The 12318-nt window shown below is 70.3% G+C and carries 12 protein-coding genes; 2 read left to right on the forward strand and 10 right to left on the reverse strand.

The window, feature by feature from the left end:
* Nucleotides 1–653 precede the first annotated feature (653 nt).
* From BUR99_RS10420 to BUR99_RS10465, 10 genes are all read right to left on the reverse strand, one after another.
* A complete protein-coding gene (locus BUR99_RS10420) occupies nucleotides 654–1826 on the reverse strand; it encodes an FAD-dependent oxidoreductase (RefSeq protein ID WP_159440982.1) in 1173 nt (390 codons plus the stop codon).
* On the reverse strand, nucleotides 1819–2553 hold the full coding sequence (locus BUR99_RS10425; RefSeq protein WP_234980819.1) for a methyltransferase domain-containing protein: 735 nt from the start codon (nucleotides 2551–2553) through the stop codon (nucleotides 1819–1821). Before BUR99_RS10425 ends, BUR99_RS10420 begins: the two co-directional genes overlap by 8 nt.
* On the reverse strand, nucleotides 2550–3692 hold the full coding sequence (locus tag BUR99_RS10430) for a type III polyketide synthase (protein ID WP_074260352.1): 1143 nt from the start codon (nucleotides 3690–3692) through the stop codon (nucleotides 2550–2552). The genes BUR99_RS10425 and BUR99_RS10430 overlap by 4 nt, the downstream gene beginning before the upstream one ends.
* 67 nt (nucleotides 3693–3759) lie before the next feature.
* Nucleotides 3760–4104 carry an SHOCT domain-containing protein gene (locus BUR99_RS10435; protein WP_074260353.1) on the reverse strand — a complete coding sequence of 115 codons (345 nt, stop codon included), beginning with the start codon at nucleotides 4102–4104 and terminating at the stop codon, nucleotides 3760–3762.
* A gap of 3 nt (nucleotides 4105–4107) precedes the next feature.
* A complete protein-coding gene (locus tag BUR99_RS10440) occupies nucleotides 4108–4536 on the reverse strand; it encodes a DUF6325 family protein (protein ID WP_056007422.1) in 429 nt (142 codons plus the stop codon).
* An 83-nt stretch (nucleotides 4537–4619) separates the two neighbouring features.
* Nucleotides 4620–5867, reverse strand: coding sequence for an AI-2E family transporter (locus BUR99_RS10445; protein WP_084183919.1), 1248 nt, complete (start codon nucleotides 5865–5867; stop codon nucleotides 4620–4622).
* Entirely contained in the window at nucleotides 5867–6538 is a 672-nt protein-coding gene (locus BUR99_RS10450; RefSeq protein ID WP_074260354.1) for a GAP family protein, read from the reverse strand. Before BUR99_RS10450 ends, BUR99_RS10445 begins: the two co-directional genes overlap by 1 nt.
* Before the next feature lie 38 nt (nucleotides 6539–6576).
* Nucleotides 6577–8229: a SulP family inorganic anion transporter gene (locus BUR99_RS10455; RefSeq protein ID WP_074260355.1), complete on the reverse strand. Its 1653-nt coding sequence runs from the start codon at nucleotides 8227–8229 to the stop codon at nucleotides 6577–6579.
* A gap of 86 nt (nucleotides 8230–8315) precedes the next feature.
* Entirely contained in the window at nucleotides 8316–9623 is a 1308-nt protein-coding gene (locus BUR99_RS10460) for an ion channel protein (protein WP_074260356.1), read from the reverse strand.
* A 2-nt stretch (nucleotides 9624–9625) separates the two neighbouring features.
* Entirely contained in the window at nucleotides 9626–10447 is an 822-nt protein-coding gene (locus tag BUR99_RS10465) for a mechanosensitive ion channel family protein (RefSeq protein WP_159440983.1), read from the reverse strand.
* 178 nt (nucleotides 10448–10625) lie between these two features.
* On the opposite strand from BUR99_RS10465, the gene BUR99_RS10470 reads away from it, so the two are divergent.
* Together BUR99_RS10470 and BUR99_RS10475 are read left to right on the forward strand one after the other, a co-directional pair.
* On the forward strand, nucleotides 10626–11033 hold the full coding sequence (locus BUR99_RS10470; RefSeq protein WP_074260358.1) for an SHOCT domain-containing protein: 408 nt from the start codon (nucleotides 10626–10628) through the stop codon (nucleotides 11031–11033).
* Between the two features lie 125 nt (nucleotides 11034–11158).
* The gene (locus BUR99_RS10475) at nucleotides 11159–12313 is read left to right on the forward strand and encodes an epoxide hydrolase family protein (RefSeq protein WP_074260359.1); all 1155 of its coding nucleotides are present in this window, start codon (nucleotides 11159–11161) and stop codon (nucleotides 12311–12313) included.
* The last annotated feature ends 5 nt before the right edge of the window (nucleotides 12314–12318 follow it).

Here is a 12318-nt window from a genome sequence, read left to right on the forward strand (position 1 = left end):
AATCCTCCCCCCACCAAACGATGGGGTCGGGGTTCAATAATTTGGCATTGAACATAGTGCACGCTGTTGAGTTCTCAAGGAACGGACGCACCCGACACACCAACCCGAAACAGGCCGCACACCGGAGCTCTTCGTTCTCATCCGGCCATCCCACCAGGGACGCATCCGAACGCTTCAAACACAAGAAGACGAAACAACTTGGTTTGGGATCTTCGTGCCAACTTGAGGAGGAGAACCAGACGCTTTCCAGCAATCCCGCTCTGCGCTCCTGTGGGGCAACGAAGGACAACAATACGAGGAAACCCGAGCAGTGCGCAAACCCTGCGTGCATCCCGGGCGTGTCGCACCCGTGACCCCAGAAAACACACGAAGGCCGTCGCCGCGGTCGCTCGCAAACGTGCGGCACCTTGACGGAGGTCCAACGGCCTCAGGATCGGCGAGACATGCCTGCAAAGGAACTGGTTGAAGAAGGCCGATACCAAGGACGGTGCCCCGCCCCCGGAGTCACGGCGCGCAGACGCCCCGGTTACGTGAAGCGAATCGGCGAGTCCGGCTCTTCGAGCAGGGGAACGAGGCGCTTCGCCGGCCCGCGGCGTTGTGAGCGAGGCCCCGACCCACGACCTCCTCACCGCGGAGGGGTCACTCCACATCGTCTACAGCCAGCGCATCGTGAACGCGCGCGCAAGTACTGCCCGGAGCGGCGGCACGGCGAGCGTGCGCACGGCGGCGTTGCGAACCCGCAGTCGCGCCCCCGCGGCCGGCGCCCCCATGCGCATGTTGAACGCGGCCTGACGGATGGCCCGCGCCGCCGACGCCCGGCGCGTGCGGTCGTAGCGCTCGAACGCCTCGTAGGGCGCGCCCGACTCGATCGCGTGCTCGAGCTCGCGATCGAGGAGCAGGGCGTCGAGCCAGCCGAGGTTCATGCCCTGCCCGCCGATGGGGCTGATCTCGTGGGCGGCATCGCCGGCGAGGGCGACGCGGCCACGGTGCATCCGCTCGGCCAGGTGCTGCCGCGCCTCGAACACGCTCGGCTCCCCCGCCGCCTCGGGGTCGAAGCGGCCCTCGACGCGCGACGCGACGATCGTCGCGAGCTGCGACGCGACGGCCTCCCGAGGAGGTCGGCGCACCCAGGCGACCCAGCGGCGTCTCCCGCCCGGGAGCGGGAACGACTCGACGACGCCCGCGGGCTCGAAGTGGAGCAGCGCCGTCGACGGCTCACCCGTGTCGTCGCGCGTGTCGCCCATCACGTAGTGCGCGCGGCCGGGCTTCGACGCCCAGCCGATGCCCACGAGGTCGCGGATGCCGCTGCGCACGCCGTCGGCCCCGACGACGTAGCGGGCGAGCACCGTGACCGTCTCGCCGCCACGGTCGCCGGTCACCTGGACGTGCGTGCCGAGGTCGCGGAGCCCCCGCACCTCCACGCCGGGCGCGAGCGCCCCGGGAGCGAGGTCGGCGAGCCGGCGTTCGAGCATCGCCTCGGTCTCGAGCTGCGGCAGCGACCACACCGACCCTGCCCTCGCGAACGACATCGAGCCGAGCACTCGGCCTTCGCACGTGACGCGTCCGTCGCGGATCTCGACGCCGGAGGCCCGCGCCTCGGCCTCGAGTCCGACCCGGCCGAGCGCGCGCAGCCCCGGAGGGTGGATGCCGATCGCCCGCGAGCGCCCCGATCGCTCGGTGCGCCGCTCGAGCACCGCGACATCACGACCGCGCTGCGCGAGCAGGCACGCGAGCAGCAGCCCGACCGGGCCCCCGCCCACGATGACGACGTCGTGCATGACGTCGGGCGCGACGTCATGCTGCGGGGCGGCGGATGCCTCAGGCATCCGCTCCCCAGACCACCTCGAGCCGCGAAGGGAACGCCCGGCGCACGCCCCAGCCATCGGGCAGCACTGGCGCGAGCTCGCCCGCGGTGTGACTGCGGCGGATGGAGGTGAGGCCGTCGGGGCGGATGTACGAGCCCGCGAGCAGGTTGCCCGAGAACGGCAGCGTGCCGAGCCAGAATCCCGCGTAGCCGAGCCGCGTGCGCTCGATGTCGCCGTGCACCGCGAGTCCGCCGGGACCGAGCAGGCGCTCGCTGTCGCGCAGCAGCGCCCCGAACTCGTGGCCGCCGAGGTGGTGCAGCACGTGGTTCGAGACCACGAGGTCGAAGTGCTCGCCCTCGTCGACGAGGTCGCCGCTCATGGCACGCCGGAGCGTCAGGCCGGGCGTCGGCGGCCGGGCCGAGGCCCACGCCATCGCCCGCGCGTCTGGATCGATCGCGGTGATCTCGAGACGCAGGCCGTCTTCGCCCGCCCATCGCAGCAGGCGACGCGGCAGGTCGGCGCTGCCCGAGCCGATGTCGAGCAGCCGTGTACGCCAGACCGGCGAGAGCCGCGGCCGGATCCACCGCGCGTAGACGGCGCGCTCCCCCGAGACGACGGCGTTCACGAGCCGGAAGCGCTCGTACGTCTTCGCGAGCATCACGGGGTCGGCGTCGGGGCCGTCCATGAGCTCCTGCACGTCGGCGTCACGCGCCCCCAGCCCGATCGGCGACACCGGCGCCACGCTCACACCCGAACGGTCAGGAGCGCCGACTCGACCGTCAGCCCAGGCCCGAACGCCATGGCGGCGACCCGGTCGCCGTCGACGGCGGCATCCGAGTCGAGGATGTGCCGCAGCACGAACAGCACCGTCGCGCTCGACATGTTGCCGTAGTCGCGCAGGGTGTCGCGCGCCGGCACGAGCTGCGCCTCGGTGAGGCCGAGCCGCGACTCGACCTTGTCGAGGATGCTGCGCCCGCCCGGGTGGATCGCCCAGTGCTCGATCGCCTCGCTCGACCCTTCGCCGGCGAGCGCCGCCGCGAGCGCCTCGTCGTGCGCGAAGAGCGGCTCGAGCGCCCCGGTGATGTGCTCGTCGATGATCGCCGGAATGGCGTTCGAGAGCACCATCTCGAAGCCGTGGTCGCCGATCTTCCACGCCATGTCGCCCTCGCCGACCGGCGTGATGCGGGTCGCGAAGCGGTCGAGGTCGAAGGCCCGCTCGCCCGGTTCGGTCGGCCGCGCCGTGACGATCGCCGAACCCGCGCCGTCGGCGAAGAGCGACGAGGCGACGATCGTGTCGGGGTCGTTCGACGCGCGCAGGTGCAGCGTGCAGAGCTCGACCGAGACGACGAGCACGACCGCCGAGGCATCGGCCTTCGCCAGCTGCGACGCGATGCGCAGCGCCGGAATCGACGCATAGCAGCCCATGAACCCGAGGTGGTACCGCTCGACGCCGGGGTTCAGGCCCAGATCGCGGGCGATCATGAAGTCGGGGCCGGGCGCGTAGAAGCCCGTGCACGAGACGGTGATGACATGCGTGACATCGGATGCCTCGATGCCCGGCGTCGCCTCGATGGCGGCGCGACCCGCCTCGACGTAGAGCCGCGTGGCGTGCTCGGCGTAGAGCTCGTTGCGCACCTTGGTGCCCGGCAGCAGCAGCTCTCCCGACTCGGCGTCGAAGAACACCGGGTCTTCGGGATGCGCGTCCCAGCGCAGCTCTTCGAGCACCGAGTGCCGGCGTTCGATGCCCGAGACGTTGAACGAGGTGGCGACGATCCGCTGGCCCAGCCGGCCGAGGCCGGGCTGGGCCGCGAACACGTCGCGCACCTCGTCTTGCACGAGCACCGTCGCCGGTACCGCGGTGGACAGTCCCCTCAGGGTGACGGTCATGACTCAGCGCCGGCAACCGAGCGGATGCCGTGACAGGACTCGCATGAGGCTCGCAGCCGCCGGCCGGTCAGGCGAGCAGCTTCGCCTTGGCGGCAGCGAACTCTTCTGGCGAGAGGATGCCCTGCTGCTGCAGCGCGGCGAGCTTCTGCAGCTCGGCGACCACGTCGACGGCCGGCGCCGCGGGAGCCGCGGGGGCTGCCGCCTGCTGCTGCGCGACGGCCTGCTGGGCCGCGGCATTCATCTGCGCCTGCTGCTGCTGCGCCTCGTACTGCTGCTGCTCGTACTGGTCTTGGGCCTTGGCCTGCTGGTGTCGCTGCACGCTGCCGCTGACGGCGGTGGCGGTGCCGGCAACGACGGCGGTACGAGCGGCCATGCCGATCAGTCCCGGGCGTCCCATTCTCCTGAGTGGCATGATCTACTCCCCTTCGGCTTCTGCGAGCGCGGCGTTCACGACGGGTGCCGGAATGCGTTCGGTCTGCAGCACGAGTCCGCCCGACTGGGCGAACCTCGATGCCAGTCGCTTCGCCCACACGAGCTCGATCGCGAGCAGTGCGCCCGAGGTGCCCGGCGGAATGCCCTGGGCGAGCTCGTGGGCGTCTTCTTCGGCGACGAGGCCGATCGCCTCGAGCTCGACCGTGCCGAACCCGTACTCGTCGCTCACTTCTTCGAATTCGGTGATCAGCACCGAGCCGTCGAGCTCGCGCGAGATCACGAGGAAGTCGAGCAGCCGGATCTCACCGCCCTCGACCAACTCGCCGATCGCCTCGAGAGTGCCCGGGTCCGGCCGGTCTCCCTCGAACCCCACCAGATACAGCTCCACAGGGCCGTATTCGAACTCCGCCATGGTCTCCCCAATCTCACGTGGTTGCAGACTACGCGCGCGCAGGCCCCGTGCGCCAGAGCGGCGCGGTGAATCCCCGGCGAACCTCAGGTTCGCTCGGGGTGCGGGTCGCCCGAGAGCCTTCTGAGCGCGACCGCCCCTCGGTCGGGTTCGAGCAGCAGCGCACGCACGAGCAGCGTCAGCGGGATGCAGAGGATCGCCCCGATGGGGCCGATCACGAGCGTCCAGAACACGACGGAGAAGAACGTCAGCGTGAGGCTCAGGCCCACTGCGTCGCTCACGAACTTCGGCTGCACCAGCACCTGCAGCACGACGTTGATGACGCAGTACGCGGCCACCACCGCGAGCGCGAGCGGCCATCCGCCGACCACCAGCGCGAGCACGGCCGGAGGGATCAGGCCGATCACGAAGCCGATGTTCGGGATGAAGTTCGTGACGAACGCGAGGATCGCCCACACGATGGGGATCGGCACGCCGATCCACCAGAGGAACAGGCCGTCGAGCACGGCGACGACGAGCCCGAAGCTCGCGTTCACGACGTAGTAGCGTCGCACGCCCGAGAAGTAGCGCGTGCCGATCGTGTCGCCCGTCGCGGTGCCGAAGACCCGGTCGCCCCGGCTGAGGCTCGAGGCATCCGCCGCCATGAAGATGACGTACGCCAGCACGAAGAAGAACGCGGTCGCGGCGCCGAGCACGGCATCGGCGACGCCTGCGGCGAAGCCGAGCAGCGTCTTCGGGTCGATCGCGGCGGCCGCCGACGACGCGGCTTCGCTCGTCATGCCGAGCGAGGTCAGCCAGTCGTACACGGCCTGCACGGTCGTCGTCAGCTCGTCGGCGTAGTCGGGCAGCAGGCCGATGAACTGCGCGGATGCCACGACGAGCAGCGTGCTGAGGATCGCGAGGATCAGGTACGCGACCACGATGACCGCCGTCGTCGCGAGCCAGCTCGGCCAGCCGCGACGCTCGAGCGGTCGGCGCACCGGGTGGGCGATGATCACCACGACCGCGGCGACCGCGGCGGGGGCGAGGATGTCGCGGGCGAACCACACCCCGGCGAAGACGATGCACGCGGCGGCGATCGTGATGAGCACCCGGGTGCCGTGGGCGAGGCCGCCCGCGGCGACGCGGACCGACGGCGAGGGCGGCTCGACCGCCGGGCGCTGCCCCTGCACGGGCTCGGCGACGGCCGTGCCCGCGGCTGCGGCCGTCGGTGAGGCAGGCGTGCCGGCGGGAGGCCGGGTCGACGACTCGGTCGTCGCCCCGAGCGGGGATTCGACCGTCGCCCCGGTCGGCGCCTCGTCTGCGGAGGGGCCCGGCCCCGCGGCATCCGTCATCAGAAGCTCCCGATTCCCTTGCCGATCATCACCACGCCGATGACGAGGAGGAGCACCGCCATGACGGTCGCGTTGTTCTGCACGAGCCAGCCGCGCAACGACTCGAGCGGCGCCGCCATCTTCGTGGAGGCGACGAGGTAGGCGATCACGGGCACCGCGACCGAGCAGGCGGCGATGATCACGAAGATCACGATCACGAGCGTGATCTCGCCGCCGTTCAGGCCGGCGGTGCCGATGAGCACGCCGGCGCCGGCGGCCATGAGCAGGTTCTTCGGGTTGACGGCGGAGAGCAGGAAGCCGAGCACCGCACCGCGCATGGTCGTCATCGAGTCGATCGCCGACATCCACTTCGGCAGCGCCGCCGCCTCGCCGTCCTTCGGCCGGCTGCGCCACTGCTTCAGGGCGAGGAAGAGCAGGCCCGCGCCGAGGAGGAGCTTGATCACGCCGGCGATCGGCTTCGCCGCATCCGGATCCTGCTCGGGGATGATCGAGGCGAGCAGCGTGAACACGACGACCGCGACGACGATGCCGAGCACCCAGCCGATGAGGAAGCCGACGCTCGTGCCCTTCGCCTTCGGCGAGAGCAGCATGAGGATCGCCGCGATGATCGGGATCGGGCTGATCGCGATGCCGAGTGCGAGCGGAAGGATTCCGCCGATGACCTCGCCCATGGGTGTGTACTCCTGTCTGGCGGCAACGCCGCCGTCGTCTACTGCTGCGGCGTGCTCGAGAGCCCCGCGATCGCGGCGCGATTGGTGTCGAAGATGCGGCGGTCGCCGAGCAGGCCGAGATCGGTCAGTCGCTCGCGCGCATCGGGCCGCACCCGGCTGAACTCGAGCTCGATGCTGCGTGCGTCGAGCCACGCGACGAGCGCGGTGAAGCTCTCTGCACCGGTCACGTCGACGTCGGTGACGGCCTCCATGTCGATGACGACGTGCTGCACCGTGCCCTCGGGCACGGCCTTCACCGCCTTCTTCACGGCGTCGTCGAACACCGAGCCGTTGGCGAAGAAGAGCGGCGCCGCGAGCCGGATCACGATCACGCCGGGCGCCGTCATGGTGCCGACGGGCGCCTCGCCGAGGAGGCTCTCGGCCGGCGAGTCGCCGGCGGCGAGCACGTCGATCGGCGGGTTCGCCGCGCGCTTGGCGAGGTTGATGAGGGCCAGCACGAACGCCACGACGATGCCCGCGATCGAGCCGACGAAGAGCGTCACGAGGAAGCAGACCGCGGCGATCGCGAACTCGAAGCGGTCGACCCGCCACAGCATGCGGAAGTCCCTGATGCCGAGCAGCGGCAGGATCGCGACGCCCACGATGGCACCGATCGCAGGCGACGGGATGTCGGCGAGCAGTGCGGTGCCGAAGAGCAGGAGCAGGAGCGTGCCGACCGCGAGCACGAGCGACGGCAGCTGGGTTCGCGAGCCCGCCTGGTCCATCGCCGCGGTGCGCGAGGTCGAGGAGCCCATGGCGAAGCTGCCGCTCGCACCCGCTGCGACGTTCGCGACACCGAACGCGAAGAGGTCGCGGTTCGGCCGCGTCGTGTAATTGTTCTTCTCGCCGTACGACCGGGAGACGAGCAGGCCCTCGGCCGTGGTGACCATCGTGAGCGCGATCGCCGACGGCACGAGCATGAGCCACATCGACCAGTCGATGACCGGCCAGGTGAACGCCGGCGGCCCTGCCGGCACCTCGCCGAGCACGTCGACGCCGGCGTCGTCGAGATCGGCGAGCACGACCACGACCGTCGCCACGATCAGCACGATGAGCGCCCACGGCACGAGCCGCAGGAACCGCTGGCCGACGATCAGCACGGCGACCGAGACCGCCGCGATGAGGAGCGACCACGGGTTCGTCGTGCCGAGGCCGGTCACGAGGCCGACGACCTTGTCGACGAACTCGCCGCCCGAGTCGATCTTCACGCCGAGCATCTTCGCGATCTGGCTGACGAGGATGTCGAGCGCGAGGCCGCCCACGAAACCCACGAGGATCGGCTTCGAGAGGAAGTTCGCGATGAAGCCCAGCTTGAACACCGACATGAGCACGAAGAGGATGCCGCAGATGATCGCCTGCGCGAGCGCGAGCGTCGCGTAGTCGGCGCTGCCGGCGGTCGCGAGCCCGCCGATGGATGAGGCGACGAGGGCGGCTGCCGCGGCATCCGGCGACACGATCAGCTGACGCGACGACACGACGAGCGCATAGACGATGGTGGGCACGATGAGCGCGTAGAGGCCCGCGGTCGGCGGCAACCCGGCGATCTGCGCGTAGCCGATGTTCAGCGGAATGGCGATCGCGAGCAGGGTGACACCGGCGGTCAATTCGCGCGCGATGTTCTTCCTGTTGAGCCCTGCCAGCGGTTTCTGCACCGGTACCCCCTCCGTCTGCTCAGAACGACACTAGCGAGCGGATGCCTCGCGGTACCGCTCGTGGAACGCCGCGTAGCGGCGCCGCGTCAGTCGGCGGCGACCGGAGGCGATGGAGTCGACGCCGACGCGGGATCCTGCTTCGGCGCGGCGATGCGGAACTCGGGGGCGCCGGACACGAGGAGCCAGGCGGGCAGCACGATGATGCAGAGCATCGGCAGGATCGTGATGTCGCCCGCGATCGCGACGGCGACGAATATCGAGATCCATCCGTCGCGGGTCACGACGAGGAGCACGCCGACCACGGCGCATCCGACGGCCAGGCCGAGCGGAAGCGACGGGATCAGGGCATGCCCGAGCATGCCGAGCGCCACGCCGATGAAGGTCGCCGGGAAGACCCGACCGCCGCGGAACATCGCGCTCGCCGCGACGAGCAACGCGACGATCTTGATCCCCGCCATCGCGGCGAGCTGGCCCGCGTCGTACTTGTCGGGGTCCTGCAGCAGCTCGCCGACCTGATCGAGGCCCTTGAACATCGTGATGGGCCCGCCGAGCAGGCCGAGGAGTCCGAGCAACAGGCCGCCGGCCGTCGCGACGATCACGGGATACCGCAGTGAGTGCATCGCCCGGTAGACGATCGGGAACGCTGCGAGCATCGCGAGTCCGATGACGACCGCACCGACCGCCACGATGGTGCCGGTGAGCAGGTCGAGCGCCTGCGGAGCCCCGTAGACGGGGATGTCGAACGCGAACGCCGGCTGACCGAGCAGGCGCATCGTGAACGAGCCGGCCCCGGCGGCGGCGAGCGGGAGGAAGAGCCGATCCCACAGGGCGCCGCCGGACTTCAGGGCGGCGACGATCCCCGTGAAGACGAGGGCCGCCGCCACCGGCGTGCCGAACAGCGCGCCGATCGTGCCGGACGCGGCGAGCAGCACGGTGAGCTGCATGGGCACGGAGGGCATCAGCCGCGCGACCATCGCGACCATGATGGCCGTGTTCACGGCGATGATCGGGTTCTCGGGGCCGAGGCTCACTCCGCCCGCGAGGGCCAGCACCGTGACGATGACGAGGCTCGGCAGGTTCCCCAGCGGTTGCGGCGGCTCGACGAGCTCGGTCGTCGCCGAGTCGGAGCCGCCGTGCCCGGGCATGAACTGCAGCACGAGCCCCACCGCGAGACCGGTGAGGGTGAGCACGAGCACGATCCACCACCCCGACGGATCGACGCCGAGCGCACCGGGGATGCCATCCCACAGCGCCGAGTCGAGCACGGCCGCGACGCTGTTGAGCGCCCAGAGCACGAGCGCGGAGAGGACGCCGATCGCGAGTGCCGGGACGGCGAGGATGAGGAGTCGCTTGGGCGTGACCTCGGGGTCGCGCGGCGGGATGGCGAGGCTCACGGTCAGATCCTGTCTGCAGGGGTGAGGGGCGTGGCGGGCACATCGCTCGTGACCACTGCGTCGAATGAACGGGACGCCAGCGCGTCGGCGACGGCATCGACGACCGCGGAGCGCACGGCGACGCCGTGCAGCGGGTGGTGCCAGAACTGGAGGTGGAGCACGGTGCGCGTCGGCGTGCGTGCGATGGTGCGGATGACGAGCGGCTCATGACGATGCACTCCCGTCGCGGCGGTGGCCGCGTCGACGGCGGCCGAGCCGGCGTCGTCGACGGACGGCCCGCCGGGGGCGTTCGCGAGCCGCACCTCGACGGTGCTGCGGCGTGCACCGTGGGCGGAGTTGTTCACGAGCGGGTTCTGCAGCACGTCGGCGTTCGGCAGGTGCACGGTCTGCCCGTCCACGGTGCGCACGACGACCGCGCGGCCGTTCAGCTCCTGCACGATCCCGACGGTGCCGTCGCTCTCGATCTCGTCGCCGATCGCGATCGGCCGGCGGGTCTGCAGCACCACGCCCGCGGCGAAGTTGTCGGCGATGCCGCGCAGCACCAGCACGAGCACGACGCCGACGATGATCGCGACGGCGATGAGCGGCTGGATGGACGCACCGAAGAAACTGAGCGCGATGCCGACGCCGAGCAGGATGATCGCGTAGTTCACGACCCGCACGATGAGCGTCTGCATCGCCGGAGTGAGCGCGGGCACCTTGGCGAGGAGGCTGCGGGTGGCCTTTCGGGCGAGCACGGCGAGCACCCAGGTCGCGATCGCCGTGAGCGCGGCGAAGCCGAGACTCCATCCATCGATGTCGAGCGATGCCACCCAGTCCGCCACGGTTCCCCTCCCGATGCGAGAGTACCGGCGCGGGCGCCTCGCCGCGGGGATGCACGCCGTCACGCAGTCACGGCCGCAGCAGCGCGCCATGTGGACGTGCGAGCACGCCACGCGATAGGTTCACCTCAGCGGCGCTCTATGGGGGGCGTTCATTCACAGTGAAAGGCTGCACACGCACATGAGTTTTTGGGAAAATTTCTGGGAGCTGATCTGGTGGTTCGTCTGGGCGTTCGCGTTCATCGCCTACCTCTTCGCGCTCTTCGCGATCATCGGCGACCTGTTCCGCGACCAGAAGCTCAACGGCTGGTGGAAGGCGGTGTGGATCATCTTCCTGATCTTCGTGCCGTTCATCACCGCGCTGGTGTACCTGATCGCCCGCGGCAACGGCATGGCCGAGCGCTCGCAGAAGGAGTACAAGCAGGCGCAGGCCGCGACCGACGCGTACATCCGTCAGACCGCCGGCTCCGCCAGCCCGTCCGATGAGATCGCGAAGGCCAAGGGCCTCCTCGACTCCGGCAGCATCACCCAGCAGGAGTTCGACCTCCTGAAGGCCAAGGCGCTCGCGCACCCCACGCAGACCGTCTGATTCCAGACCTGCAGCTGAGAGGGTCGGATGCTTCGGCATCCGACCCTTTCGCGTCTCCGGCACGCGTGCGGCGAGCTTCGGCTACCGGACGGGAACTGACCGGATGGGTCCGTAGCGTCGCTTGCATGACTCACGACAGCACCGAGATCCGACCCTTCCGCATCGACATCCCCCAGGCGCAGCTCGACGACCTGAACCGCCGCCTGGCCGACACGCGCTGGCCCGACGAACTGCCGGGCGTCGGTTGGTCGTACGGCACGCCGACGGGCTACCTGCAGGGGCTCGCCGACCACTGGCGAACCACGTTCGACTGGCGCGAGCACGAAGCGGCGCTCAACGGGTTCCCGCAGTTCACGACGACGATCGACGGCCAGAACGTGCACTTCCTGCACGTGCGCTCCCCCGAGCCCGATGCCATGCCGCTCCTCATCACGCACGGGTGGCCGGGCTCGATCGTCGAGTTCATGAAGATCATCGGACCGCTCACCGACCCGCGCGCCCACGGCGGCGACCCTGCCGATGCCTTCCACGTCGTCGCCCCGTCGATGCCGGGCTTCGCGTTCTCGGGCCCGACCCACGAGGCCGGCTGGGACATGTCGCGGATCGCGCGAGCCTGGGCCGAGCTCATGGACCGGCTCGGCTACGAGCGCTACGGCGCCCAGGGCGGCGACACCGGCGCGGTCATCTCGCCGATGCTCGGACGGCTCGCCCCGGAGCACGTCGTCGGCGTGCACGTGAACGGCAGTCTCGGGTTCCCCTCGGGGGATCCTGCGGAGTTCGCGGAGATGAGCGAGACCGAGCAGGCACGCCTCGCCGCCATGCAGCGGCAGATGGAGGAGGGCTCCGGCTACGCGGTCATCCAGTCGACGCGGCCGCAGACGATCGGAGTCGGGCTCTCTGACTCGCCAGCCGCTCAACTCGCGTGGATCGTGGAGCGGTTCGCGGAGTGGACCGACCCCGCAGCCGAACTGCCCGAGGACGCCGTCGACCTCGACCAGCTGCTCACGAACGTGAGCGTCTACTGGCTCACCGGCACCGCGACGTCGGCCGCCAGGCTCTACCGCGAGGGTCGCGCCAGCTGGGGTCGGGAGACTCCGCCGAGCCGCGTCCCGTCAGGGGTCGCGGTGTTCCCCGGAGACTTCGGAATCCGCGTGGTCGCCGAGCGCGAGAACAACGTGGTGCACTGGTCCGAGTTCGATCGCGGGGGCCACTTCCCGGCCATGGAGGTTCCCGATCTCCTCGTCGACGACGTCCGCACCTTCTTCCGCGGACTCCGCTGAGCGGG

This window comes from Agromyces cerinus subsp. cerinus, assembly GCF_900142065.1.
Lineage (GTDB): Bacteria > Actinomycetota > Actinomycetes > Actinomycetales > Microbacteriaceae > Agromyces > Agromyces cerinus.

What these genes read in the sequence shown, in the direction of transcription:
- BUR99_RS10420 (WP_159440982.1), bottom strand. Translation starts at nt 1,826, where the DNA reads ATGCCTGAGGCATCCGCCGCCCCGCAGCATGACGTCGCGCCCGACGTC.
- BUR99_RS10430 (WP_074260352.1), bottom strand. Translation starts at nt 3,692, where the DNA reads ATGACCGTCACCCTGAGGGGACTGTCCACCGCGGTACCGGCGACGGTG.
- BUR99_RS10435 (WP_074260353.1), bottom strand. Translation starts at nt 4,104, where the DNA reads ATGCCACTCAGGAGAATGGGACGCCCGGGACTGATCGGCATGGCCGCT.
- BUR99_RS10440 (WP_056007422.1), bottom strand. Translation starts at nt 4,536, where the DNA reads ATGGCGGAGTTCGAATACGGCCCTGTGGAGCTGTATCTGGTGGGGTTC.
- BUR99_RS10445 (WP_084183919.1), bottom strand. Translation starts at nt 5,867, where the DNA reads ATGACGGATGCCGCGGGGCCGGGCCCCTCCGCAGACGAGGCGCCGACC.
- BUR99_RS10450 (WP_074260354.1), bottom strand. Translation starts at nt 6,538, where the DNA reads ATGGGCGAGGTCATCGGCGGAATCCTTCCGCTCGCACTCGGCATCGCG.
- BUR99_RS10470 (WP_074260358.1), top strand. Translation starts at nt 10,626, where the DNA reads ATGAGTTTTTGGGAAAATTTCTGGGAGCTGATCTGGTGGTTCGTCTGG.
- BUR99_RS10475 (WP_074260359.1), top strand. Translation starts at nt 11,159, where the DNA reads ATGACTCACGACAGCACCGAGATCCGACCCTTCCGCATCGACATCCCC.